This is a genomic window from Flammeovirgaceae bacterium SG7u.111, from assembly GCA_034044135.1.
GTDB lineage: Bacteria > Bacteroidota > Bacteroidia > Cytophagales > Flammeovirgaceae.
This window is the reverse complement of record CP139021.1, coordinates 1136163-1162157: the sequence shown is the minus strand read 5'-3', so window position 1 is coordinate 1162157 and position 25995 is coordinate 1136163. Positions and strand designations below refer to the sequence as shown.

General features: G+C 41.7%; 21 protein-coding genes. 16 read left to right on the top strand and 5 right to left on the bottom strand.

From position 1 onward, the window contains the following. The first annotated feature begins 9 nt into the window (after positions 1-9). Positions 10-885 (top strand): hypothetical protein, encoded by an 876-nt coding sequence (locus R9C00_04640; protein WPO36734.1) that lies wholly within the window; start codon positions 10-12, stop codon positions 883-885. Positions 886-986: 101 nt separating this feature from the next. On the opposite strand, the gene R9C00_04635 is transcribed toward R9C00_04640, so the two are convergent. Next, the gene (locus R9C00_04635; protein WPO36733.1) at positions 987-1814 is read right to left on the bottom strand and encodes a S1-like domain-containing RNA-binding protein; all 828 of its coding nucleotides are present in this window, start codon (positions 1812-1814) and stop codon (positions 987-989) included. 569 nt (positions 1815-2383) lie between these two features. On the opposite strand from R9C00_04635, the gene R9C00_04630 reads away from it, so the two are divergent. The 7 genes from R9C00_04630 to R9C00_04600 all read left to right on the top strand — a co-directional run bounded on the left by R9C00_04630 (position 2384) and on the right by R9C00_04600 (position 9449). Further along, complete coding sequence (locus R9C00_04630) at positions 2384-2956, top strand: DUF4136 domain-containing protein (protein WPO36732.1); 573 nt, start codon at positions 2384-2386, stop codon at positions 2954-2956. A 101-nt stretch (positions 2957-3057) separates the two neighbouring features. Next, complete coding sequence (locus R9C00_04625; protein WPO36731.1) at positions 3058-4725, top strand: VRR-NUC domain-containing protein; 1668 nt, start codon at positions 3058-3060, stop codon at positions 4723-4725. A gap of 153 nt (positions 4726-4878) precedes the next feature. Then, the gene (locus R9C00_04620) at positions 4879-5787 is read left to right on the top strand and encodes a lysophospholipid acyltransferase family protein (GenBank protein WPO36730.1); all 909 of its coding nucleotides are present in this window, start codon (positions 4879-4881) and stop codon (positions 5785-5787) included. Between the two features lie 27 nt (positions 5788-5814). Further along, a complete protein-coding gene (locus R9C00_04615; GenBank protein WPO36729.1) occupies positions 5815-6330 on the top strand; it encodes an endonuclease V in 516 nt (171 codons plus the stop codon). A 39-nt stretch (positions 6331-6369) separates the two neighbouring features. Next, a complete protein-coding gene (locus R9C00_04610) occupies positions 6370-7356 on the top strand; it encodes a radical SAM protein (protein ID WPO36728.1) in 987 nt (328 codons plus the stop codon). A gap of 195 nt (positions 7357-7551) precedes the next feature. Then, the gene (locus R9C00_04605) at positions 7552-8100 is read left to right on the top strand and encodes a DUF350 domain-containing protein (protein WPO36727.1); all 549 of its coding nucleotides are present in this window, start codon (positions 7552-7554) and stop codon (positions 8098-8100) included. A gap of 149 nt (positions 8101-8249) precedes the next feature. Next, positions 8250-9449: an acyloxyacyl hydrolase gene (locus tag R9C00_04600; protein WPO36726.1), complete on the top strand. Its 1200-nt coding sequence runs from the start codon at positions 8250-8252 to the stop codon at positions 9447-9449. 204 nt (positions 9450-9653) lie between these two features. Here R9C00_04600 and R9C00_04595 read toward each other — a convergent pair whose 3' ends face one another. Then, a complete protein-coding gene (locus R9C00_04595) occupies positions 9654-10283 on the bottom strand; it encodes a YdcF family protein (protein ID WPO36725.1) in 630 nt (209 codons plus the stop codon). 298 nt (positions 10284-10581) lie between these two features. Here R9C00_04595 and R9C00_04590 point away from each other — a divergent pair, with 298 nt between their 5' ends. The 6 genes from R9C00_04590 (at position 10582) to R9C00_04565 (ending at position 17488) form a co-directional block, all read left to right on the top strand. Continuing rightward, positions 10582-12699, top strand: coding sequence for a sensor histidine kinase (locus R9C00_04590; GenBank protein WPO36724.1), 2118 nt, complete (start codon positions 10582-10584; stop codon positions 12697-12699). Between the two features lie 166 nt (positions 12700-12865). Further along, positions 12866-13882 carry an acyl-CoA reductase gene (locus tag R9C00_04585; protein WPO36723.1) on the top strand — a complete coding sequence of 339 codons (1017 nt, stop codon included), beginning with the start codon at positions 12866-12868 and terminating at the stop codon, positions 13880-13882. Positions 13883-14042: 160 nt separating this feature from the next. Then, positions 14043-15158, top strand: a complete 1116-nt coding sequence (locus R9C00_04580) for a hypothetical protein (protein ID WPO36722.1) — start codon at positions 14043-14045, stop codon at positions 15156-15158. 27 nt (positions 15159-15185) lie between these two features. Continuing rightward, a complete protein-coding gene (locus tag R9C00_04575; GenBank protein ID WPO36721.1) occupies positions 15186-15485 on the top strand; it encodes a hypothetical protein in 300 nt (99 codons plus the stop codon). A gap of 160 nt (positions 15486-15645) precedes the next feature. Further along, positions 15646-16614: a porphobilinogen synthase gene (gene hemB / locus R9C00_04570; GenBank protein ID WPO38762.1), complete on the top strand. Its 969-nt coding sequence runs from the start codon at positions 15646-15648 to the stop codon at positions 16612-16614. 106 nt (positions 16615-16720) lie between these two features. Further along, complete coding sequence (locus R9C00_04565; GenBank protein WPO36720.1) at positions 16721-17488, top strand: LytTR family DNA-binding domain-containing protein; 768 nt, start codon at positions 16721-16723, stop codon at positions 17486-17488. A 60-nt stretch (positions 17489-17548) separates the two neighbouring features. Here R9C00_04565 and R9C00_04560 read toward each other — a convergent pair whose 3' ends face one another. The 3 genes from R9C00_04560 to R9C00_04550 all read right to left on the bottom strand — a co-directional run bounded on the left by R9C00_04560 (position 17549) and on the right by R9C00_04550 (position 21803). Beyond that, positions 17549-19000, bottom strand: a complete 1452-nt coding sequence (locus tag R9C00_04560; protein ID WPO36719.1) for an arylsulfatase — start codon at positions 18998-19000, stop codon at positions 17549-17551. Positions 19001-19158: 158 nt separating this feature from the next. Further along, complete coding sequence (locus tag R9C00_04555; GenBank protein WPO36718.1) at positions 19159-21348, bottom strand: molybdopterin cofactor-binding domain-containing protein; 2190 nt, start codon at positions 21346-21348, stop codon at positions 19159-19161. Positions 21349-21350: 2 nt separating this feature from the next. Beyond that, a complete protein-coding gene (locus R9C00_04550) occupies positions 21351-21803 on the bottom strand; it encodes a (2Fe-2S)-binding protein (protein WPO36717.1) in 453 nt (150 codons plus the stop codon). 388 nt (positions 21804-22191) lie between these two features. Here R9C00_04550 and thrS point away from each other — a divergent pair, with 388 nt between their 5' ends. Together thrS and R9C00_04540 are read left to right on the top strand one after the other, a co-directional pair. Then, positions 22192-24123 (top strand): threonine--tRNA ligase, encoded by a 1932-nt coding sequence (gene thrS / locus R9C00_04545; GenBank protein WPO36716.1) that lies wholly within the window; start codon positions 22192-22194, stop codon positions 24121-24123. A 318-nt stretch (positions 24124-24441) separates the two neighbouring features. Continuing rightward, the gene (locus R9C00_04540) at positions 24442-25956 is read left to right on the top strand and encodes a hypothetical protein (protein WPO36715.1); all 1515 of its coding nucleotides are present in this window, start codon (positions 24442-24444) and stop codon (positions 25954-25956) included. The last annotated feature ends 39 nt before the right edge of the window (positions 25957-25995 follow it).

Genomic DNA, 25995 nt, shown 5'->3' with positions numbered 1-25995 from the left:
CACAGCATAATGATAAAACAGTTTTTGCTTTTATTTTTCTCGGCAGCAATGATGGGAGGCGGTCCTGATGATGTCGCAAAAGTCAATGATTATAAAAAGAAGGCTGAAACGGCATACCTGAATCAAGAATTTGAAGAAGCGGCAGCGCATTACCAATATTTGCTAGACACACTAGAAGTAACCGATCCGCACATAACCCTCAACCTTGCCCATAGCTATTACAAAACAGGAAAAACAGAAGAAGCTGCTTCTAAGTATAGCGAAATTGCCCAAAGCGACATTAAAGAACTTCGTTCGGTAGCCAACCAACAAGTGGGGGTAATACTTGCTGAAAAACAAAAATACAAAGAAGCCCTTTCTCGATTTAAGGAAGCCCTAAAAGCAAACCCTGCAAATGAGGAGGCAAGGTATAATTACGAACTGGTAAAGAAACTCTCGGAAGAGCAGGAACAAAAGCAGGATAAAGACCAGAAAAAAGACAAAAAAGATCAAGAGGAGCAGAAGAAAGACCAAGAGCAGGAACAAAAGGATCAGCAAGAGCAGCAAAACAAAGATCAGCAACAACAGGAGCAGGAACAAGAGCAACAGGAGCAAGAACAGCAACAGCAAAACCAAGAAGAAGGCGAACAAAGCCAAGAACAAGGAGAGGAACAGCAGGAGCAAGAACAACCTCAAGATCCTCAGCAACAGGAAGGCGAGCAAGAGGAGCAGTCGCAGCAGGAGCAAGACCAGCAACAAATGAAAGAACAAAGGCTGGATGAGATAAAAATGACAGAGGAGATGGCTAAGATGATTTTGGAGGCAATGAGGAACAACGAAGTTCAGTACTACCAGCAAATGAAAAGGAAGTCCAAGAAAAGAGACAATGGCAAGCCAGATTGGTAGGAAAATAAATCTACTTATGATCTATTGATAAAAAGAATGAAGCCCCTCAGGTGTACCAAGGGGCTTCATTCTTTTAGGAAACTGAGTTATTCCCAACAGCTTTATACAAGCTTAATTCCATCAGGATGGAGCTCTATTTTCCGATCTTTGTACAAAGCGCCAATAGCTTTTTTAAACGCTTTTTTACTTATGCCGAACAGGGCATAAATTTCATCGGGAGAGCTTTTGTCGGTGATGGGTAAAAAGCCTTGATTTTCTTGAAGCTTTGTATAAACAAGTTCAGTATTAGCATCTATAAAATTACGATAACCAAGAGGTTGAATACTGATATCCAACTTTTTATCTTCCCGTATCGTTTTCACATATCCCCTCAACCTTTCACCCACATTCAAATCTTTGAATACCTCATTTTTATACACCAAGCCCTTGTGCTCATTATTCACGATCACTTCGTAGCCCAAGCCACTTTCTCTCATCACCATCAGATCTACCTCCTCCCCTTCTTCTACATTGATTACAAAATTTTGCAAAAGAGAATCCAATCTGCTCGAAGCGTAAAGTTTACCTGTTTCTTGGTCTACATCCATGAACACAATGTACCACCGACCCTTGAGCATATCGGATTGCTGCTCTTTAAGAGGCACTAGTAAATCTTTTTCCATCCCCCAATCCAAAAATGCTCCAAAATCAGTCACATCTACCACTTGTAGCAGGGCAAATTCATCCACCAAAATTTTTGGAGTTTCTGTTGTCGCTACTTTTTTCCCTTCATTGTCTTGGTACACAAACACATTGAGCGAAGCTGTTACTCGCTCGGGACAGTGCTTTTGGGGCAAATACACTTCCGTACCCATTCCATCGCCCAACACCAAACCGTCACCCGATTCTCTCAGTACTTTCAGATCGTTATATTTTCCTATTTCTATCACAGTAAACTCAAGTTAAAAATGAACCCCAAAAATACATATAATCTAGCTCTGCTCTCTAACTATTATAGCATGAAGCATACACAATGCCTTTTTCATGAAAAAATACAAATGGGAAAATATTGAAAAATCCCTATTATGATTATAACATATCCAATATCCTAGCAAGTTTATTGGCATATTCAGAAAAAAAATACCATTTTTTGAACATTTATCTTAAAAATCTGATTATCTTCAAAGTATACTCAACTAATAATTACCAATTCACGACCAATCGTGTTCTCCACCTGACTTTATAGCTTCTGGTCTATCTAAAGTCTTACTATCCTGACACTTAATTACCCCTAACTCACATAACAGTACAAGTACTGTTTCACATAAAACTACCAAATCGACCCTCGGTTGATTTACAACTAAACACCAACAACACTTCTTCATTTGTGAACATGTTCCATCTCGATGCTATTCGAGATGCTATACATAGAAAATAGATAATATATCTGTTTTCGGCATATTATACTCTTTTTTACTTGGATATTTTGGTCATCAAAATTCTTAAAACATTTAAAACTATGAAGCTAAGTGGTTTACTACCAATTTACATTTTTATCGTTCTTTTTTCATTTAGCTGCTCCAGCTCTAAGGATTATCTAATAGAATCGGACTACAGTTACAGTGGAAAGTTCAAAAAGTACAAAACGTACACGTTTGTTAAACAAGCTGACGCCGACAAAGACCCATCTATTTACAATAGTATTATTGAAGATGCTATAAGTTACCGAATGAAGCTACAAGGCTACAAAAGGTCCGACAGCAAACCGAATTTGTTGGTTTCTTATAGGATTTTCTTCGACGATTTCGAATTCATGGGCTATAGCCAACCCAACATTGAGGCATGGGCTCGTACAGAAAATGAAGAAGAAGAATACAATCCTGTAGAATACGACCTCAAAAGAGGAACTTTGCTCGTCCTCCTTCACGACAGGAAGAAAAGAAAAGTGATTTGGCAAGGATATGCCGCCGGTGTATTTGGCAACAAAGAATTTGACAATGATCGTTACCTCAAAAGAGCTGTAAGGTCTGTATTTGACCAATACAGGTTCTTTGCAGAAGGTTATATGGTGAACGCAAAAGCGCCTAAATAATCCGCTTAAAAACTATTTGCGTGAGTCTTCACTATTTCATGGAGCAGGGCTATATTTAGCTCTGCTTTTTTTGTGCAAACTGGAATAAAAAATAAATCAAATTGGCTGAAATAGAACTCCCTCCCAAATACTACCTCACTTACTACGAGGAAATGTTGTGCTTTTTGGAAGCAAAATGCCCCGAATTGCTCAGCGAAGGAGAACAATATTTCATCCAATCATTCAGAAACCTACCCGAAGATGCTCGCTGCCTTTTTCTGCGCATGCTCAATCGCCGAGGGCGTTTTTTTAGGATCAAAAAATTCAGTTATCCCGAAATTGAAAACATCCCTGCCAAACTAGAACTGCTACTTTCCCAAAGCTTCGCCCTTCCTCTAGAAAACACCCCTCCCGAGCTTTCCATGGAAGTTTTTGAGGTATTCAGCAAAGCCGAACTCCTAGCCTTTCCTGAGGTAAAAGCCTTAGATACAAAAGGAATAAAGCAGTTGAAAAAGCCCGATTTGGTAAGTCTTTTAGCTGAAAAAACCGATATTACGACGCTCTTTCCCCGCCTAGGCAAAGAGGAACTTATGGTGATGCAGGGCTTTGAAGAAGAAACAGAAATGCTTCGCTTTTTATATTTTGGCAACCTCTATACAGACATGACTCGCTTTGTGGTCCGAGACATCGGGCACGTAAAGTTTGAGTATTTCGATGAGAGCCAAATGTCTGCATATTTTGGTTCGAGAAAAGAAGCCGAGGAAAAGCTCGCCCTCACCAAGCTCTACCAATATTTTAGGGAAATGCGGGAGGAAGTTGAGCCAGAAGAGCTATACGCCGAGCTAGATGCTTGGCTGCTTAACCTTCAAGAACTTACCGAGCCAGCACAGCGCGTACTTGATAGGCTGGTGCTGAAAATGGGAAGGTTTTTCGAAAGGCAAACCATGCCTCAACAAGCCTTGCGGATTTACCAAACTACCGACAAACCGCCTTCACGTGAGCGACAAGCCCGCCTACTCCACGCCACAGGCGAAACAGAAGCCGCACTTAAGCTCTGCCAAACCATGATGCAAGATGCCAACAATGCCGATGAACGCTATTTTGCTATCGATTTTTCCAACCGCATCCAAAAGAAAAAACGACTCAAAAGCACCACCATTTTCCAAAAAGAAGCCGATAAGATTTCCATCCCTATTTCCTTCCAATACCAAGTTGAAATAGGCGTGCTCGATTATTTTTATACCCAAGAAAAAGAAGGGGCTTGGGTGGAAAACATCTTATGGAGAGGACTGTTCGGAATGCTTTTCTGGGATGTGATTTTCAAAGGCGACCCTGAAACCATCCATAACCCATTCCAACGAGGTCCTTCCGACCTGCGGAAACCTGAGTTTTTTGCCAAGCGAGAATCCCAACTCCACAAGCAGCTCAAAATTTTAGACAAGCCCAAGCGGCTTAAGGAATACTTGGACAAAACATTTGAGGAAAAAAACGGGATCATGAACCCTTTTGTCCATTGGTTTGATGAGCTACCTACGCTGTTGGACACGCTCACCAGCAAAGTCCCAGCGGATCCGCTCAAAAAGGTAATGCTGGAAATTGCCCACAACCCAAGCGAACATACCAAAGGCTTTCCCGACCTTTTTGTGTGGGATGCTGCAGGATATGAGTTTATTGAGGTAAAATCTCCGACCGATTCGCTCTCTCCACAGCAGCTCCAGTGGCTAGAGTTTTTTGGGGAAGTGGGTATAAATGCAAAGGTGCTCAACGTAGAATGGCTACCAGAAGAGTAGATTATTCCCACTTTTCCGATAATCCTGCCTATTTTTGCAGATTAAGTGCTTGATCAAAAATAAGTAGTACCTATTTTTCAATAAAGCACTGCTTGTCAACACCAATGTTGTTTTAACAAATAGCACTGGTGCTTATTCCAAACCAACAACAACATGGTATTTTTATTAAAGCTTCTTTCACGACTTCCTTTTCCCGTACTCTACTTACTGGCAGATTTTCTTAATTTCATTGCTTATCGGGTGATCAAATATAGAAGGGATGTAGTTTGGGACAATATAAGCAAGTGCTTTCCCGAAAAGAACGAGGAAGAAGTCGCTCAAATAGTCAAAGGTTTTTACCGCAATTTTTCCGACACCATTGTCGAGATTCTAAAGTCTTTTACCATTTCTAGGGAAGATTTCCTGAAGCGGGTAAGCCTTGTGAACAAGGAAGCCATGGGTGATTACTTGAAAAACAACCAGCCTGTAGTGGCAGTGCTGAGCCACCAAACCAACTGGGAATGGGTAAACCTGGGCACTAGTGCCCTCTTTCAAGGAGAAGTTCTCAAACCTGTTTATAAAACCCTCTCCAACAAAACCTTCGATAAGCTCATTTTCGATATGCGAGCCAAGTTTGGCGCTCAGCCGCTGGAGATGAAGCTAACTTTCCGAGATGTGATTAAAAACAGGAAAAACACACAAGTGATTGGCTTGGTGGCCGACCAAACTCCCGGCATAGACGATGATAAATATTGGATCAACTTTTTGGGTAGGGAAACTGCGTTTTATACCGGAGCTCAAAAAATAGCGGAGATTGGAAACTTCCCTGTAGTCTTTTTTGGAATAAGAAGATTGAAAAGAGGAAAGTATGAAATCTTTATTCAAAAAATAGCCGAAGGCCCGTATGAAAAAGGTGGGCAAGAAATTGTAGAGAAATTCGCAAAAGCTACGGAAGACATGATCCGAAAAGCTCCTTCGGACTGGCTATGGTCACATAACAGGTGGAAGTACACCAAGGAAGAATCGGATGCGAAAAGGGCAATAACCGAAGCTAAAAAGAAGCTGGACGAGGCTAAGAAATAAATCGAAATATAACTTCTAATCTATAAAATGATTCTTTGTTTAGATGTTCAGTATTCGGAGGAAAAAGCTTTCATAGCAGGAGGGCTTTTTGAAAAATGGACTGATGCTAACTTTTTATCTTTAGCAAAAACAATTTACGAAGAGCCTCAGGCTTATGAATCAGGTAAGTTTTACAAAAGGGAACTTCCTTGCTTGCTCAAGCTTATTGGGGAACTGGAAACATTACCCTCCCTCATTGTCATAGATGGTTATTGCTTTCTTTCCAGCAAAGAAGATAAGGGACTAGGTTCATATTTGTTCGATGCACTCGACCAAAAAACACCTATTGTGGGAGTAGCCAAAAACTCTTTTAAAAGAAGTAAAGCAGCGATAGAAATATACAGGGGACAAAGTGAAAAACCCTTGTTTGTAACGGCTGTAGGGATAGAAACCAATCAGGTTGCAGAAAAAGTAAAAAACATGCACGGTGAATACAGAATCCCTACTTTGCTAAAACTTGTAGACTCTGCTGTGAGAGAAATGGCAAAGGATGATGAGATCTAATAAAAAAACACAACTTTTGCTCCAGACTACCACTAAACCATGAGACTCATTTCCCACCCTGTGTTGTGCAATTATTACGTTACCTACCGCTGCAATGCGAAATGTGGGTTTTGTGATATTTGGGAGCGACCCTCGCCCTATGTGCAGCTTCCGCAGGTAGAAAACAACCTCAAAGCACTGAAAAAGCTAGGAGTAAAAGTTATTGATTTTACAGGAGGTGAGCCCCTACTCCACCGAGAGCTTGACCAAATGCTGGGCATAGCCAAAAAGCTGGGCTTTCTCACCACCGTCACCACCAATGGGCTGCTCTACCCAAAGTTTGCAGAAAAACTGCGGGGAAAAATTGATATGCTACACTTCTCCCTCGACTCAGCCAAAAAAGAAGACCACGACCAAATGCGGGGCGTAGCCTGCTACGATTTTGTGCTCGAATCCATCCGAAAAGCTAAATCTCTTGGTGAGCGACCCGATATCCTCTTCACCGTTTTTGGAGAAAACATAGATCAAATTCAGCCCGTTTGGGAAAATATCTGCCTTCCAAATGACTTGGTACTCATCCTCAACCCAGTGTTCGAATACAACGAGGTGGAAACAGGCACGGGACTTTCATTTGCCCAACTCAGGAAACTGAAAAAATGGGGAAAACGGAAAAATGTGTACCTCAACCAAGCCTTTATCAAACTGCGGGAAGATGGGGGAAACCATATAGAAAAGCCTATTTGCAAGGCAGGAAGCACCACCCTTGTCATTTCACCAGAAAATAAATTAGTATTACCTTGCTACCACTTGGGCATTGAGGAACTACCCATCGAAAACAACCTCTACGAACTTTTCCATTCCGAAAAAGCACAAAAAGCCATCGCCCTAGAAGGGAAACTGCCCGGGTGCGAAGGTTGCGTAATCAACTGTTACATGCAACCCTCTTTTGCCGTGGAAATGAACAAATACTGGTGGCTAGCCATGGGTTCTACTCTCAAGTACAATTTCATTAAAGGGACTTGGAAAGCTGGTCTGGGCTTGAGGTAGGTGCATATTTCACAAACCACCTCCCTCGGCATTATGCGATTTCCCTTTTCTGCTCGTTCATCCCTTAGTTGTGTTTACATTTGTTTGCAGCCAGCTTTATTTCTACCCAACTAACTCTTTTCCTTTTTGCAGAAATACCTGATGTGCATATATTTAGGAAATGAATACCAAAAGAACCTAAAAAACAATCACTATATGGATACCAATCTCGTACTCTTTTCTTCCTACGAAACAATGCTTTCACTAGTCTTCGGGCTACTCACGGTGTACCTTTCCATCAAAATCATTAACCAACTGATCATGAAAGTGGATTTTTTCAGTATGGTGAAGCAAGGCAATATTGCCGTATCCGTATTTGAAGGAACGCTTATTTTCTGTACCCTTTTGTTGGTAGAAAATAGTATTATGCCAGCGGTAGACGCCCTACGTACCATGGTACTTGCAACCGGGGAAGTTACTCCCCGAATGATGTTTATTTCCTTTAGCTACTTCATTTCTTTCTATTTTATCTCGCTCATATTCTGCTTCTTATTACTCATCATCACCTTTTATGTATTTATAAAAGCGACCACAAGTGTAGATGAAATAGCAGAAATCAAGAAAAACAATATCAGTGTAGCCATCATGCTTTCTATCGTGATCATTAGCGTAACCTTGTTCATCCGCCCAGCCTTCCACAATTTTATAGGAAGCCTAGTCAGTTACGACACCTTGGAGCAACACCAGTTTGAAAACATGGATTAGTAGGTAAAAGCAGCGGTACGTTCAACACTGGAACGATTTCATTTAACTAGTTTTTGTAAAAAAACTAAGAAGCTGTTTGGAAACATAACTTCAAATTTAGTTTCAAAACAGCTTCTAAGCTACATACACCAAAATTATCAGGGCAATCCATGAGGAGATTTATTTACCTATTTCTGTTCTTCATTTCCATACAAGTTACTGTAGGACAAGACAACCCAAAACCAGCAGTTTTTATTCAACCCGAGTTGATGCTGGGAAAACTTCTGCCTACCAACAGCAACTTTCCCGAAACAAGCACCCAACAAACCTATGTCCTGAGTGTGGGAAAAATAAACTATAACCCCGAAAGCAAATGGGCTGCTTATTATGGCTACCCCACCACTGGGCTTTCGCTCACTCATAGCGTGTATGGCAACAAAGAGGTTTTCGGTTCGGGAACAAGCCTGATGTCCTTTGTCTCTTTTCGGACTTCCAAATCACTAAAAAATTCGCTACACCTCAAATTTGGCTTGGGAGCCTCCTATTTCAGTCAACATCACGACCCCGAAATGAATCTAAAAAACATTGTGATAGGCTCTAGTTTTACCTGGGCTTTCCAAGGCGGAGTATATTACCTTTTCCACCTTCGCCCCGGTTTCTCCCTAAAGGCTGGACTGAGCTACTTGCACCATTCCAATGGGCACACACAGCTCCCCAACTTCGGTATGAACTCGGCAGTTGCAAGCCTTGCTGCCCAATTTTACCTTTCTCCTCTTTCCGAGCATTATTTCAAACCCTTCGAAAAGCCTGAGCTGGAAAAAACCAAAGACTTCTATCTATCCTTGCGAACAGGCTTGGGCATGCACGAACTAGGTGGCGCCGATGGTCCTGTAGGCACAGACAAAAAAGCAGTGTACAGCATGGTCGCTTCTGGAAGCAAAGTAGTGAAAAGCTCGCTGAGGCTTAGTGCTGGTGCAGCCTATCGGTTTTATCAATCTTACTACGATTATATTAATGACAACCAACCTGAAGAATACATTGGAAATCCTCGCTCTAGCGCTTCCAATGTGTATATTTTCTTAGGTACTGAATTCCTTTTCGGACAGGTTTCACTAGATGTCGAAGGAGGAATCAACCTTTACAAACCTTTCTACAAAAAATATTATGAGCTGTATGAGCCCGACCCCGGCTTTGAGGAAACGATAAAAACGTGGATTGTCACTCGGTTTGGGTTGAAGTTTTATGCCATAAACACAGTTAAGAATCCTAGGAATAACATTTACCTCGGAGCTCATATAAATGCCAACCAAGGGCAAGCCGACTTCACTGAAGTTAGCCTTGGATATTTACTAAGATTAGGAGCATTGTAGGATAAGTTATTTACTTCAGATATTTACTAAACTTAGTTTAAAGTTACTGTATACTAGCTACTTGCCCTCAATACGCAATCCCTTTTTTAGCATTAAAAACTCAGATACAAATACCTCATACTGTTTTTTTGTAAAACGAAAAACCAGCAACTAGTACCAAGAATTAATTTAAGTGCAACTAGCAAGGTACACCAACTAAGCTTCTTAGTTTGGCCATCCCTCTCTCCTATTCAAATATTCCAACACCGCTTCAAAAGAAGCTAAATCACCAAAACCTTGGTATTTATAAATGCGCTCAAGTTCCCCATGAAGGATATCTACCCGAGTACCAGCCGCTTTTCCCTGTGAGTGGATAGCGGATTCGGTCCAAGGCAAATAGTCTCCTGCTTGGCTGTAAACTTTCACCTCTGGATATTCCTCCAGCGCCATGGTAATAGCAGTCATAAACGAGCGAGGCTGATGGAAGGACGGCGAACAGATAATGATCGAGCGATATTCTTTAGCTTTAGCATGTGCCATGAGACTTCCCGCTTCAAGGCGAGTGTGGATCATATTCGGATCTGAATGAGGGATAGGCTCTAGCTGCTCATCGCTCATTCCCAAAGCTTTAAGCTCTTCTAACCAAACATCTACTCCAGGATACCCACTCACTGCTCCGCAGTCTAGCAATAATATTTTTTTTGCATGTCCATTCTTCACAAGTTCAGCACCTTTTTTGAGAACAGACTCTTGGTTGCTAGGAGTTTGCCCCACCAAAAAAACTCCATCGGCTGGAGAGGCGGGAAGGTGGTCGCAATACGTTCGGGCTAGTACTTCAAACTGGTTGGGAGTCATGGTTCAATTTGTGTTTTTTTTGCAAAGATGTTAAAAAAATCAAGTTCAGGTACTTCCCCCAAATGGTAATCAAGCATATTTGATATATCTTACTATTTTTGCTATCATTCTTCTTCTGTATTTAAGAGCTTGTTTAAATTACATCTATATCGCTGCAAACAAGCTCTAAGAAAGAAAATAGTGTATAAAAACATAGAATCAGTTTAAGATTTACACCCTAAAATATTGTCAGTATCTTATAAAGGATCTAAAACCTCCCAAAACTGAAATAGGGTATTTTTTTTGAAACAGATGCAAAATGATAAAAAATAAGTGGCTCTTATGGGGGATTTGCTGTTGGTTGCTCGTCTTGTTGCAGCCTACTCCTTCTGTAGCCCAAGCTATTTTTCAAATTAAGGATGTCCAAAAGAATTATTATTTGCCTACCAAAAGTCTGCACGTATTCCAAGACACAAGCAAAATAATGACTTTTGAAAAAGTAAGAAGCACCAATGGAAAAGAGCTTTTCCAACCCTTCTATGAAGATGGCAGACTCCACGACCCAGACGGTGTTTATTGGGTGAATTTCTCTGTAAAAAACGTATCGGGTACCTATGCCAACATGATGCTTTACATAGGTTTCAACAACAAGATAGATGTATATACAGAAGATAAAAATGGACAGATAACACACCAAAAAGGCGGGCAATATATAAAAGCATCTGAAAGAAGCGTGAAACCTGGGCGAGTTACCGCTTTCCACTTTTCATTGGAAAATGGCGAAAAAAGTAAGGTTTGGGTGCGAATAGAAAACTTCAACAAACGCCAGCCCTATGTAGAACCCATCCTCACTCCTACCGAAAATTGGCATGGTCGCATAGAACGAAGAAACATGGTAGAAGGGCTTTTTTATGGGCTCATGCTCATGATGTTTTTCTACAATTTTTTCGTTTTCATTTCCTTTAAAGACAAAACGTATCTCTATTATTCCCTTTATATTTTCAATGTAGCCCTGTACTTTTTCGTACTGAAAGGCTTTTCCAAAGAATACTTTTTTGGAGAATTTCCACGGTTCGAAGCATACGCTTGGACCGTGAGTTTTGGACTTAGCCCCATCTTTTATTTCAAGTTCATCCGTTATTATCTCAACACCTCCAAGCTCATTCCTTTTTGGGACAAAGTGCTGAAAATAGGCGAATATGTTTTATTGCTAATTGTTTTGGTTGAAGTCTCCATTTTATACTTCACTTTCCATATCAACATTGTGGGAAGTATCGCGCTAATTTCACTGGTTTGCGTTACCATTTTGGCGTTTATCATCCTAATTTACCTTGCCCGCACCCGCAACCGCCTTGCCTATTACCTAATCATAGGCTCCTCTTTTCTCTGGATTGGCAGTTTGGTGGGCGTATATGTCAGCCTTACAAGCTTTTTTATGGAAGGACTCGGCTACGGGCAAGTTGGTGTGGTACTAGAGGTCATGGTCTTTTCACTTGGCTTGGGCTACCGCATGCGGATAACGAAAGGGCAAAAAGAACAAGCACAAAAAGAATTGATAATCAAGCTGATGGAGATCGAGGAACTGCAAAGCAAAGCAAATAAAGAACTTGAAGAAAAAGTAACAGAAAGAACACAGGAGCTCAGCGAAAAACAAGAGGAACTAGAAAGGCAAAACGAGGAAATCACCATGCAGCGTGATTTGGTTGGGCTACAAAAAGAGGAGATTGAAAAGAATAACAAGAAACTAATCGCACTCAACGAAGAAAAAAACCACCTCATCGGCATTGTTGCCCACGACCTCCGCAACCCTCTCTCCTCAGCCCTAAGCATGGCAGAGCTACTCCGCTCCGACTCGGAAAACTTTGATGAAGACCAAGTCCAAAGTCTAGGGCTCATCTCCCGATCACTGGAACGGATAAACAAAATGGTGGGCAAAATCCTCGACCTCAAAGCCATTGAAGCAGACCACCTCAACATCCACCTAGAGCAAACCGATGTGCAAGATGTGCTAAGGCAAGCCGTGGAAAGTTATAGGGAAAAAGCCAAGGCAAAGCGGATAAACTTATCCCTCGAAACCTTGGAATGCTGCACCGAACTGGACAGAAGCTACTTGATGCAAATAGTAGAAAACTTGATTTCCAATGCGGTCAAATTCTCCTCTTCCAACAGCAATATTTGGGTAAAAATGTCTTCCGCAACAAAAAGCCTGCGCATAGAAGTAAAAGATGAAGGACCTGGCTTGAGCCCAGAAGATAAGAAAAAACTGTTTGGGAAATTCCAGCGCCTCAGCGCAGAACCAACTGGCGGAGAAACCTCCACGGGCTTGGGACTTTCTATCGTAAAAAAATACGTAGAAGCCATGAACGGTGAAATATGGTGCGAAAGTGAGCTGGGCAAAGGCGCTAAATTCGTAGTATTATTTTCCATTAAGAACTAAGAAATTAGTTACGACATTCCTTTTTGTTTCCCATCCCTTTTCTTTCTAAAGGTGATATGCTAATAGAATATTCCGATATTTGCAGTTCATTTTACAAAAAATAAAGGAATAGCTGTTTGCAGCACTCCTTTTATAGATTAGAAATAGACCATAATACTTGCATAAAATGGATTTGAAGCAAAGGATAGCCGCATTTGTGGCATTGGGAAAGAAGATTGCCAACCTCGATGAAGAGGAACTAGAAGAAGTTTGCCTAAGTGCCGCCTCTCATAATGGCTGGTTTACTGAGAAAAGTGTAAAAACTGCTTTGGAAGGGCTTTGCACCTACCTCAATGAAGCCGAACTTTCTTCATGGCTTACAGAATATGATCTTCCCGAAGAAACTGCTCCAAAAAGAGTGGGCGTGGTGATGGCGGGAAATATCCCCATGGTAGGCCTGCACGATTTCATCTGCGTGCTATTGAGCGGGCATAAGCTTTGTGCCAAGCTGAGCAGCCAAGACCCCTATTTGCTCAAGTTCGTGGCGGAAAAGCTGATCGAGATAGAGCCTGCGTTTGCCGAGCAAATCGCTTTTGTGGACAACTTGAAAGAGATTGATGCCATCATAGCGACGGGAAGCGACAATACGGCTCGCCATTTTGAATTTTATTTTGCCAAATATCCCCGCATTATCCGAAAAAACAGAACCTCAATTGCGGTGCTCAACGGAGAGGAAAACAAAGAAAGCTTGAAAAACCTTGCTTCAGATGTGTTGCTTTACTTTGGCTTGGGTTGCCGAAATGTTTCAAAATTATACGTGCCCAAAGGCTATGACTTCCCTATAGTGATGGAAGCCTTGGAAAAAATGGCAGTGGAGGCAACTTTTAACCACAAATACACCAACAATTACGATTACAACAAGTCCATTTACCTCATCAATAGCGTTCCACACCTAGACAATGCAGGACTTTTGCTCACCGAAAACGAAAGCTTGGTTTCCCCCATTTCGGTATTGTATTACGAGACCTACGATTCAGTACAAGAACTACAAGAAAAGCTGGCTACGCTTGAAGAAAAAACCCAGTGCATCGTATCGGAAGGAGCTTGGCTGGAAGGCAGCACCGTTTTCGGGCAAGCCCAATTTCCCCACATCACCGACTACGCCGACGGCGTAGATACCATGGCTTTTTTGAAGGAGTTGTAAGGGGTTGTTTTAAAAAAGAACGCTCTATAATGTCGCTCGGCTCCAGCCGAGTGGCGTCTATTTTTGTAGCCTCTGGCTAACTTGATTAACACTCCTCCCCAATACAGTGGAAGCCTCTCTCCCGCATAAGTAAAACCCATTTGAAAACATTGTTATTTTTTTGGAGAATTTTGTATTATTAGGCTCGCTTGACCAACACATAAAAAATAAACAAGCAATGAATAAATGTAGGTTATGTAATAATAATGATGCTGATTTTGAAGGGTCTCATTTAATTTCAGATTTCATTCTGCGTTCAATGCTTGTTGACGGAAATATAAATAAACGCTCTGATAAAATTATTAGTAACCGTATTGATACATTAGGTACAGACTTGTTTCTTGGAAGAGAAATTGATGAAGAAAAAGTAAAAAAAATATTAGACAGAGACCTAACGGAAGATGACAGAAAAAACAATATAAATCATTATACAATCAATAACTTGATGTGTACTATTTGCGAAAAGAGACTTTCGTATTTAGAAACTATTTTCAAAATAGATATTTATGATAAATTAAGCGCATTGGAAGTCAATATAAAAAGCACCAGTTTAGACTCAAAAATGACTTGTATTTTTAAATTGTTTTGGCTTTCAATAATATGGCGATGCTCAGTTGCAAATTTCGGCACATTCAGTATTGATAAAAAATCTGAAAATAGAATTAAACATATCATTTATAATTCTTTAGGTGATAATGTTAAGGAGACACGAGAATTGATAACTAAAAAATGCAGCATAATTAATGAGGAAACCATTGGAATTCTACACGTTACAAAAACTGACAACTACCTAAAAAACTGGGTTTTTCTAAATCCATTTTTACAAATGCCATATTCGTTGATAATAAACGATTTTTATATTTTCTTTTATTCTAAATATGGTCATGTAAAAGCAGTGAAACAATCAATGTTCAAATTAGACAATGAATTTAAGCTTGAAGATTATATAAATGCGCCAAAATGTTCTTCAATTAAAATTGGAATTATTTCACCTGCAAAATTTGACATATCAAGGAAATATATTTATAGCCTAAAAGCGGAGGATTTTTTAAAAAAAGCTACTGAATTGCATCATGACATATTTTTGCTTTCAACAGGAAAAGTACCACCTAAAGAAATAACAGCAAGTTTTATCGATATTCTTATAAATGAAAAAAATGTAAATTTCAATGAAAGGTATAAGGAAAAGAGAATATTATTGAAAATAAAAGAGAACATTATAAAACACACCAAATAACACTTTGTATAAAAAATAATAAACAAAATGACACACGAAGAATTTGACAATATTAAACGAGTAATAAAAAACTATAAATCCAAAAAGAATGACCTTTTAGAAAAAAGAAATGATATTGAATCACAACTAAGAGACAATAAAATAACACCTTGGCAAGGTGATTTATTGATTGACGATCTCTATAAAGAATTTGAAGAAACTCAAGAAAGAAATGAATTTAATCAACTTGCACAAAAAGCAACAAAAGATAATAAATTCGAAAAATATTTCAGAGCTGCTCATTTACAAGTATTTTTTAACATAAACTTAAATCCCGAAAGCTTATAAAACAGTATAAGTATAGTTTCAACTCACCCTAAAAGCGCGTACTAGAAAAGCAACCAGCAACCCTCCTCCCCCTCAATTTCTCTTCGAAACCCCTCCCTATTCTTCTTTTTTCTTTACCTTAGCTTTCATTGGACGAATGAACGACGAAACCAGAGTAACAATGCTAAGAAGACCAAGAAGAAATAGAAAGTCGGCAGCGATCAGGGCGATGGTAGCCGAAACTCATGTTAAAACAAGTGATCTGATTTTCCCACTGTTTTTGGTAGAAGGGAAAGATGTGCAAGAAGAAGTTTCTTCCATGCCTGGGATTTACCGTTATTCAACCGATTTGTTGTTAGAAGAAATCAAAGTTTGCCAGTCGCTGGGCATCAATAATTTTGATATTTTCCCAAGTATCTCAGACAGCAAAAAAGATAAGAACGCCACGGAAAGTTACAACCCCGACGGCCTGTACCTCACTGCCATTAAAAGAATAAAAGATGCCATGCCAGACGTGTGTATCATGACCGATACCGCCATGGATCCTTACAGTTCCGATGGGCACGATGGCATTTATAAAGACGGGGAAATTCTCAACGATGAGACCTTGGAAGTGCTCGGCAGAATGGCGCTAGAGCAGGCAAAAGCCGGCGCAGATATCATCGGCCCTTCCGATATGATGGACGGCCGAGTTGAGTACATCAGGCGCTGGTTGGATGCCGAAAATTTCAAGCATGTATCCATCATGTCGTACACGGCCAAGTACGCCAGCGCATTTTATGGACCTTTCCGCGACGCGCTCGATTCTGCACCCAAGGCTGGGGACAAAAAAACCTACCAAATGGATCCGGCAAATGCTACGGAGGCACTGATTGAGGCTGAACTCGACACCGATGAAGGGGCAGATTTCCTAATGGTAAAACCTGCCTTGGCTTACCTCGATATCATTAAATTATTGAAAGAAAATTCGACGCTGCCCATTTCGGCTTACAACGTGAGCGGCGAATATGCTATGATAAAAGCGGCAGCTGAAAAAGGTTGGCTCGATGGGGAAAAGACCATGTTAGAATCACTTATGAGCATCAAAAGAGCGGGAGCAGATATCATTCTAACGTATTTTGCCAAGGAATTTGCGCTCCTTCAGCAATAGGACGACTAAAAAGCTAGCACTCTAAAAAAGGAAGAAAAAGAGGCGAAAGTTGAACAAATTACTGAAATTTAGTTTACCAAGTAATTAGAAACCTATACAAAGAAATATGTTAAAGGTATTGATCATAGAAGACGAGAAACTAGCAGCCGACGATTTGGAAGAAATGTTGCTGGAAATCAACCCTGAGATAAAGGTGCTAGAGAAAATTGGGAGTGTGGAAAAGGCTGTGGAATGGCTCAAGTCCAACGAGGAAGCTGAGCTCATTTTCCTAGACATTCACCTTTCTGACGGAAACAGTTTTTCAATTTTTGATTCGGTAGAGGTGAAAACCCCAATCATTTTCACCACCTCGTACGACCAATATGCAATAAAGGCATTTAAACACAACAGCATCGATTATTTGCTGAAGCCTGTGGACCAAGATGAGCTGGAAAAAGCCATAGAAAAGTTTGAAGAACTGAGGGGGAAAACTCAAGATGTTGACTTGGGCGATATCTTAAAAACGATCTCAGAAAAAAAAGAACCGGAGTTCCAGCAGCGGTTCATGGTAACCATTAGGGATAGTATAAAATCGATCCATGTAGATGATGTGGCGTATTTTATGGGAGAAGATGGCTATGTGTATTTGGTAACTAAAAGCGATGGCAGGTACATCATCAATTACACGCTGAACAAGCTTGACACGGTGCTCGACCCTGATAAATTTTTCCGAATCAACCGAAAGTTCACAGTCAACTTTGATGCTATCCAGCAAATGACCGCCTATTCTAAAAGCAGGGTGCAATTGAATCTCTTACCAGCTCCTCCCAACGAGCTTGATACGATAGTGAGCGTAGAGCGTTCGGGGTCTTTTAAAAAGTGGCTGAATAGATAAAAAGGAATAATTTGAATAGAAACCGCCCTTCCCACGAACTGAGGAGAGCGGTTTTGCTTTTTATTTATCTGTAACTTTAAAGGAAAAAACTTCCGATTCGGTTCTAGCCCCTTCCAGTAGCCCAATAAGCTCTTGGAGTTTTTCAGGGTTTTCACCTGCCAAATTATTTTTCTCCGAAGGGTCGTTCTTCAAATTATAAAGCTCATATGGCTTCCCAGGTGATTTTTTTACATCGTATCGAAGCAATTTCCAATCTCCTTGGCGCAATGCTTGCCTTCCTCTTTTTTCGTGAAATTCCCAATACAGATACTCGTGTTGCACTTGCTCTTTCTCACCAGTAAGCGTAGGCATAAAGGAAATCCCATCTATGTTTTGAGGCTTTTCAACTCCTACAATTTCAGCTACGGTAGGCATTACATCCCAAAATGCTGAAACGTGATCGGTTTGTGAACCAGCTTTCACTTTTTCCGGCCACCATACTATCATCGGTACTCGGATTCCCCCTTCATACAGATCCCTTTTATACCCAGTAAGGATTCCATTACTGTCAAAATAATCGGGATCAGCGCCTCCTTCTAGGTGTGGCCCATTGTCCGAAGTAAACACGATGATGGTGTTGTCTTCAATCCCAAGCTCTTTGAGCTTAGCTACAATTTCCCCCACTTGGTCGTCGAGGTAGTTGACCATCGCAGCAAAAGCGGCATGGGATTCTTCCTGAGAAGCATAAGGGCCTTTTTTGTAACGTTCGCCCTCATCTACACCTTTATATGCTTTTTCGGGCAAGAATTTCCCACGGTACTTTTCCATATAGCTTTCAGGAGCGACCAGCTCGGCATGGGGAATGGCGGTTGGGTAATACATAAAAAACTCCTTATCCTTGTTATCTTCCATGAACTTGAGCGCATGTTGGTGCGTAGGGTCGGGTGCATAAACCGCAGTTCCCTTACCCTCATTTCCTTCCAATATGACCTTCTCTGTATTGTGCCACAGGTGGAAAGGGTAATAATTATGGGCGAGGCTCTGGCAATTATACCCGTAAAACTCATCGAAACCTTGGTTATGCGGAGCTCCTTCAGTATCTACAAAGCCCAAGCCCCATTTTCCAAAAGCCCCTGTTGCATACCCTGCTTCTTTCAGCATTTCAGCTATCGTAAAAGCTTCGGCAGGCAAAGGCCACTGCCCTTCGGGTTTCCAGCCTTTATTTCCTCTAATAGGCGTATGCCCCGTGTGCAAGCCTGTCATCAGCGATGACCTAGATGGCGCACACACCGTTGAGCCTGAGTAATGCTGGGTGAATTTCATTCCTCTTTCCGCCAGTTTATCAATATTGAGCGTGGAAAAATTTTGCTGCCCGTAGCAACTCAAATCACCATAGCCAAGGTCGTCGGCTAAGATATAAATGATATTAGGTCTCCGGCTTGGAGCTTCTTCTTCATTGACCTCCTGTTTTTTGGAAGTACAGCCAGTGCTTAAAAAATGTAGAATAAATAATGATAAAATTAGTCCTTTCATATTCATATCAGAGTATTTTGAAGTGTTATGTGGAGTTTAATGTGCAAATGCACAGTCTAGAAAAGTCACTCCCCTAAACTATGCATTTTTGCTCATGATCCGAGGCTTCGGAAAACCTAAATTTCAAAAATACTCTTCAGCATATGAAGGTTTGCTCCTTAAACCAAAGAATGGTCTGAAAGAGGGAAAGAGTAAAACCTTTTGTTCGTAGCATCAAAAACCGCATTGAAAATAGCGGGGGCGGTTATGGGCGAACCCGGTTCACCTACCCCACCTGGAGGCGCTTGACTTTCTACTATTTCCACCTGAACTTCCGGAGCTTCATTGGTACGAGCTACTTTATAATCGTGAAAATTACTTTGCTCAATTGCCCCATCTTTTGCCGTAAGCTTTCCGTGCAGGGCAATGGATGTCCCAAAAACTGCCGAGCCTTCCATTTGGGCTTTCACCGTATCGGGATTTACTACCAACCCGCAGTCAATCGCCATAAATGCTTTCACCACTTTCACTTTTCCATCAGCAACAGCCACTTCCACCACAGAAGCCACATAGCTGTTGAAACAGTATTCTACAGCCAACCCCATCCCATGGCCTTGCGGTAACTCCCGACCCCATTGGGCATTTTTGGCAGCTATTTCCAATACATTTTTCAGCCTTTTAGAATTGTAAGCATAAGGATTTTTAGCATTTTCCACCCTATCGCTCCCTATCAATTCCAAGCGATGGGCGAGCGGATCTTTTCCGAGCTTGTGGGCTATTTCATCGGCAAAAATATTCGATGCAAAGGTATGATTGGTATGATGAACAGAGCGCATCCAGCCTATCCGGACAGGAGCGGGAGCTGCACCGTTTTCACTTTTTGTATTTTCTATTTCGTATCGAATATTTCCTGCTCCTTGCCCCACTTCCCATTTTGCCCCATACTTTTCACCTGGAGAAAAGGTGGAAGCGATGGAAGGGAAGGCCGTTTGGTGCAGCCAACCTGTCACTTTTCCAGCTTTGTCGAGTGATGCTTTTAGAAACTGGGCACTGCACGAATGGTAATAGCTATGCTGAATATCGTCTTCCCTACTCCAAACTACTTGCACCGGAGCTTTGATCGCTTTGGAAACCGCCGCTGCTTCTACTACAAAATCGTGCTTTGCCTTCCTTCCAAAACCACCGCCAAGCAGGGTTACATTTACCGTCACTTTTTCCTCGCCAATCCCAAGGAAATTGGCAACTTCACTTCTAGCCCCCTGTGGAGCTTGCGAAGGAGCCCAAATTTCACAAGAACCGTCTTCTTTTACCCATGCCACCGCATTGGGTACTTCCATGGGCGCATGTGCCAAAAGGTGCGTCGTAAACTTCCTTTCAAGTACCTGATCGGCAGATTTGAACGCCTGTTCCACATCTCCTTTTTCGTTGTTGACCTTTGCAGTATTTTTTATATTGGTGTAAATTTCTTCCAAATATTCGGTGGAAGTAAAGCCTTTGTTTTCGCCTTCGTCCCATTCAATCACCAATGCTGCTTTACCCTTTTCAGCTGCCCAAGTGTTGGTCGCTATCACCGCTATCCCCCCCAAAGCTCCCATAGGAGTTTCCACTCTAGGAATTTCAATCACCTGCTCCACTCCGGTTACTTGAAGTGCAGCGGTCTTGTCAAAAGACTTTACGCTCCCAAAAGTGACGGGACACCTCGCTATTGCCGCTACTTTCATTTCCGGCACTCTCACATCTATTCCGTAGGTAGCCTTTCCCGAAACAAAATCGTGAATATCTATACTTTTGAGTCCTTTTCCTATGTAGTTGAACTCGCTAGGATCTTTCAATTTTACATCTTCGGGCACATCAAGCACCATGCCTTTATCAGCCAAATCTCCGTAAAAGACCTTTTTCCCACTAGAGTGGATTACATGATGCTTTTCCGTATGGCATTCGCTTGCATCTACTTTCCACATCTTAGCTGCTGCGGCTATCAGCATGAACCTTGCGCTGGCGCCCATTTTTCTCATAGGCATAAAGCGAGTTCTGATGCTTCGCGATCCGTCCGTATTTTGGTTGCCGTAAGATTTATCGCCGGGGGCTTGCTTCACCGAAACCAAGTCCCAATCGGCATCCATTTCGTCGGCAATAGTAGCTGTGAGCGAAGTCCTTACACCCTGTCCCATTTCAGACCTCGAAGCAACAATGGTCACTTTTCCATCGGAGCTTAACTGCACAAAAAGGTTAGGATCGAAGTATGTCAAAGGCTCATCACTAGCCTCAGATGAGTATGTTGTGGGGTCACAGCCAAGCAATAAGCCTCCACCTACCAAGCCTAGGCTGGCTACAAAATGTCTTCTGCTGATATTTTTTATATAGGCCATGATTATTGGTTTTTAAGTTGAACCGAAAGTTTTACCGCTTTTTTGATTCGCCCATAGGTTCCACATCTGCAAATATTCCCTACCAATGCTTGTTCTATTTCTTCATCGTTTGGGCTTTCGTTTTTCTTGAGCAAACCAACGGTACTCATTATCTGCCCAGACTGGCAATACCCGCACTGGGGAACGTTGAGCTCAACCCATGCATCTTGTACATGCTTATATTCTTCGGCAACGCCCTCAATTGTAGTCAGTTCTTTTCCTTCGGCGGCTATGGCGGGCGTGGAGCATGAGCGCACAGGAGATCCGTCGAGAAGGATGGTACAAGCTCCGCATAAGCCTTTCCCACAGCCAAACTTCGTACCTGTCATGGCCAACAAATCCCTCAACACCCATAGCAAGGGCATCTGCGGATCAGCATCTACCTCAATAGTTTTTTTGTTGATTTCCAGTTTCATAAGTTTATCATTTTTAAGCTTCAAATTTCTAGGGTAATCCCTAAAGCAGAAGTATTGATAGTTTTTTCACTTTCGTAAATAAACATATTTAACCCACATCACGAAGTTCTTGAAATAATAAAATCACCTTCTATGGAGAAGTTGTTAATTGAGTGCCGATGAGAGGTAAAATCCTCCTAATTAGTAGCTTGCCTAGCCCATTACCATTTAATGACCACCACGTTTTACATAGAACCTTCAAAAGGTCGTCACTCCAAACCATTTCCCTTTAAAATCTAGCAGAAAGCTTTTATACCATCATTAAAATCACAAAATTTGCTTTTTCATAAAAAGATGGTGAGAAACAGGTTTCTTCCATCCTTATTTTTCTATATCAAACCAAAAACAAATGATCAAGATTACCTTACCTGACGGTTCTGTGAAGGAGTTCGAGGCAGGCGTATCTAGCTTCGATGTGGCGCTCAGTATCAGTGAAGGACTGGCGCGGAATGTATTGGCAGCGGAAGTAAACGGCGAAGTGTGGGATTCCACACGCCCTATCACCACGGATGCCACCGTTAGGTTACTCACCTGGAACGACGGCGAGGGTAAATCTACCTTTTGGCACTCTTCGGCTCACCTTATGGCCGAGGCATTGGAAGCTTTGTACCCTGGCATAAAGCTAGGCATTGGTCCTGCCATTGAAACAGGTTTTTATTACGATATAGATTTTGGCGACCATGAAATCTCGGCAGATGACTTTCCTAAGATAGAGGCAAAGATGCTGGAGTTGGCTCGTCAAAAGAATCAATATGAGCGAGAGGAAATCTCAAAAGACAAAGCACTGACGTATTTCAAAGACAAAGACGACGAGTACAAGCTCGACCTTTTGGATGGTTTGGAAGACGGAAGCATCACTTTTTATAAGCAAGGCGGGTTTACCGACCTTTGCCGTGGCCCGCATATCCCTAACACTGGCTTCATAAAAGCGGTGAAACTGATGAACGTGGCAGGTGCTTACTGGAGGGGCGATGAAAAAAACAAAATGCTGACACGTATATATGGTGTCACTTTTCCAAAAGCGAAGGAGCTAAAAGAATATTTGCAACTGCTAGAGGAAGCAAAACAGCGTGACCATCGAAAGCTGGGCAAAGAGCTAGAGCTTTTCACGTTCTCGAAAAAAGTGGGAATGGGCTTGCCATTGTGGTTGCCCAAAGGCACTATTTTGAGGGAACGCTTGGAGCAATTCCTCCGCAAGGCGCAAGTGAGAGCAGGCTACCAGCCAGTAGTTACACCCCATATCGGTAGCAAAGAATTGTATGTGACTTCTGGCCACTACGAAAAATACGGTGCAGATTCTTTCCGCCCTATCAAAACTCCTGATGAGGACGAGGAATTTTTGCTAAAGCCGATGAACTGCCCTCACCACTGTGAGATTTATGCTTCGAAGCCAAGATCTTACAAAGACTTGCCTATCCGCTATGCTGAATTCGGTACAGTATATAGGTACGAGCAAAGTGGCGAGCTTCATGGGCTTACAAGGGTAAGAGGATTTACGCAAGATGATGCGCACATTTTCTGCCGCCCCGAGCAGGTGAAAATAGAATTTGAAAAAGTAATTGATTTGGTGATGTACGTATTTGAAGCCTTAGGCTTTAGTGACTACACCGCCCAAGTTTCTTTGCGCGACCCCGAAAACAAGAGCAAATACATAGGCGACGACGAACTGTGGGAAAGAGCGGAAAGGGAAATCCAAGAAGCTGCCGACGAGAAAAACCTCAAAACGGTAGTGGAATATGGAGAGGCTGCTTTCTACGGACCTAAGCTCGACTTTATGGTGAAAGATGCGCTAGGCAGGAAATGGCAACTAGGAACCATCCAAGTAGATTACCAATTGCCACAAAGATTTGAGCTGGAATATGTGGGAGCTGACAACCAAAAGCACCGCCCAGTGATGATCCACCGTGCGCCATTTGGCTCTATGGAGCGTTTTGTGGCTATTTTGATTGAGAACTGTGCTGGCAACTTCCCTTTATGGCTCTCGCCCGACCAAGTAGCCGTGCTGCCAGTGTCGGAGAAATACAGGGAATATGCCGACGAAATATTCACCACACTCCAAGAAAATGACCTGAGAGGGTACATTGATAACCGAGACGAGAAAGTGGGCAGGAAAATTAGGGATGCCGAAGTGCAAAAACTACCCTACATGCTCATCATTGGTGAGAAGGAAATGGAGAGCGGAACCATCTCCGTAAGGAAGAAAGGAGAAGGAGATTTGGGGGCAATGTCAACAGAAAGTTTCGTTGCACACTTTAAAGAACAGACAAGTCAATATTTATAATTAACATATGAAAGCCATCCTCATCGGATGGCTTTTTTTATCGTCTATCGCTTTAAAAACAGCTTGTTTGGCTAGCAATAGCCATTTTCACCCTCCTCTTTACAGGATATTTATATTAACCCTACGTTACTTTGGTGTTTCTTGAAGACAACTAAAATGCCTACTCACACCTAATTTGATTAACATTTTATTCAATATCAGAATAAGTCAATTAAACATAACTTAATTGCAAAAACTACAGGAATTGTAGCCTTCCCCGTTTCTTTGCACTCGAAATTAAACATTTCTCAAAAAAGAAAACTCTTAATGCAATTCCTTATGAACAAATTCAACAAGATTTTATTAGCTCTACTTTTTTCAGTAGCGCTTATCGGTTGTAGCGATGACGATGAAGCTACCCCCGACCGTCCTTCAGCGAGTGTTGACTCTCCTGTTAAAGAAGTAAAGCCAGGGAGTGATGCAGTATTTACATTAGATATTTCGGCACCAGGTACTGTAAAATCAGTAACTGCTTCTGCTGGTACTGTTGACCAGACTGCAGTTGTAGGCAAAACATCAGGTACTGCTACAGTTACATATTCTTCGGATACAGAAGGTGAGCAGTTAATCGAGGTTACAATCACTGACAACAATGATAAAGTAGACAACCGCTCAATGCTAGTTAAAGTATTGGAAGATGCTGTTGAAGTAATCATTGTAGATGCTAATATTACTACTGATGAGACTTGGGTTTCAGGCAACATCTACCGCTTAGCTGGAAGAATTGCAGTTGAAGATGGTGCTACATTAACTATTGAAGCTGGTACTATCATTAAAGGTGAGGCTGGTACTGGTGCAAATTCTACTGCTCTTATAGTAGCTAGAGGTGGTAAATTGATGGCTGAAGGCACGGCTAATAGCCCAATTATCTTTACTTCAGTAGCTGATGAGATCCTGCCTGGTCAAATTGCTAGCCCTAACTTAGATCCTGATATCAACGGATTGTGGGGTGGTTTGATAGTATTGGGTAAAGCTCCTATCTCTTCAGCAAAAGGAGTAGAGCAACAAATTGAAGGTATACCTGGTGATGACTCTAATGGTCTTTACGGAGGTACTGAAGCCGCTGACAACTCTGGTGTAATCAAATATATATCTGTTCGTCACGGTGGTACTAACATTGGCGAAGGTAACGAGATCAACGGTATCACTTTAGGTGGTGTTGGCTCTGGTACTACTATAGAATATGTAGAGGTTATAGGTAACCAAGATGACGGAATAGAGTGGTTCGGTGGAACTGTAGATGTAAAAAATGCTGTAATTTGGAATGCAGGAGACGATGCTGTTGACACTGACCAAGACTGGATTGGTATGCTTTACAATTTTGCAATCGTAGCTGGTTCTGATACAGACCATGCTTTCGAACTTGACGGTCCTGAAGGAACTCAAAGAACAGCATTGGGTCACACTATCAGAAAAGGATCTGTTAAAGGTTATATTGCTACTGATAATGGAAATATAGTAGCAGGTGGTGCTGAACTAGGTAACTGGAGAGCTATGGTTGAATTAACCATGGACAGCATTTACTTCTTCAACTTCACCGATCCAGTATTAAGTGATGGTAGAGGTGATTTCAGCTTTAGCGATGGTTCAGAGCAAAACTATGTAGATGGTTCTATCTTATTGAGCAACCTTGAAACTGTACTCCCTACTGGCATTACGCTTGATCAAGTATTTAAAAGTGGTACTGACCAAGATGCAACTGCTGTAACTACTCCTGATAAGTCAGGTGTTGACAAGTCTGTATTTGCTGGATGGTCATGGACATTCATTGCAGGTGAGCTAAATGATTTTTAGTTCTAACCAAATAAGAATATCGTGCTCGCAAGTGATTTT

Bases quoted from the DNA above. Each gene is read 5' to 3' on its own strand.
- R9C00_04555 (WPO36718.1), bottom strand. From the start codon at position 21,348: ATGGCCTATATAAAAAATATCAGCAGAAGACATTTTGTAGCCAGCCTA.
- R9C00_04585 (WPO36723.1), top strand. From the start codon at position 12,866: ATGGATTTGAAGCAAAGGATAGCCGCATTTGTGGCATTGGGAAAGAAG.
- R9C00_04620 (WPO36730.1), top strand. From the start codon at position 4,879: ATGGTATTTTTATTAAAGCTTCTTTCACGACTTCCTTTTCCCGTACTC.
- R9C00_04550 (WPO36717.1), bottom strand. From the start codon at position 21,803: ATGAAACTGGAAATCAACAAAAAAACTATTGAGGTAGATGCTGATCCG.
- R9C00_04600 (WPO36726.1), top strand. From the start codon at position 8,250: ATGAGGAGATTTATTTACCTATTTCTGTTCTTCATTTCCATACAAGTT.
- R9C00_04630 (WPO36732.1), top strand. From the start codon at position 2,384: ATGAAGCTAAGTGGTTTACTACCAATTTACATTTTTATCGTTCTTTTT.
- R9C00_04565 (WPO36720.1), top strand. From the start codon at position 16,721: ATGTTAAAGGTATTGATCATAGAAGACGAGAAACTAGCAGCCGACGAT.
- R9C00_04540 (WPO36715.1), top strand. From the start codon at position 24,442: ATGAACAAATTCAACAAGATTTTATTAGCTCTACTTTTTTCAGTAGCG.
- thrS (WPO36716.1), top strand. From the start codon at position 22,192: ATGATCAAGATTACCTTACCTGACGGTTCTGTGAAGGAGTTCGAGGCA.
- R9C00_04595 (WPO36725.1), bottom strand. From the start codon at position 10,283: ATGACTCCCAACCAGTTTGAAGTACTAGCCCGAACGTATTGCGACCAC.
- R9C00_04560 (WPO36719.1), bottom strand. From the start codon at position 19,000: ATGAAAGGACTAATTTTATCATTATTTATTCTACATTTTTTAAGCACT.
- R9C00_04640 (WPO36734.1), top strand. From the start codon at position 10: ATGATAAAACAGTTTTTGCTTTTATTTTTCTCGGCAGCAATGATGGGA.
- R9C00_04615 (WPO36729.1), top strand. From the start codon at position 5,815: ATGATTCTTTGTTTAGATGTTCAGTATTCGGAGGAAAAAGCTTTCATA.
- R9C00_04610 (WPO36728.1), top strand. From the start codon at position 6,370: ATGAGACTCATTTCCCACCCTGTGTTGTGCAATTATTACGTTACCTAC.
- R9C00_04590 (WPO36724.1), top strand. From the start codon at position 10,582: ATGATAAAAAATAAGTGGCTCTTATGGGGGATTTGCTGTTGGTTGCTC.
- hemB (WPO38762.1), top strand. From the start codon at position 15,646: ATGCTAAGAAGACCAAGAAGAAATAGAAAGTCGGCAGCGATCAGGGCG.
- R9C00_04575 (WPO36721.1), top strand. From the start codon at position 15,186: ATGACACACGAAGAATTTGACAATATTAAACGAGTAATAAAAAACTAT.
- R9C00_04605 (WPO36727.1), top strand. From the start codon at position 7,552: ATGGATACCAATCTCGTACTCTTTTCTTCCTACGAAACAATGCTTTCA.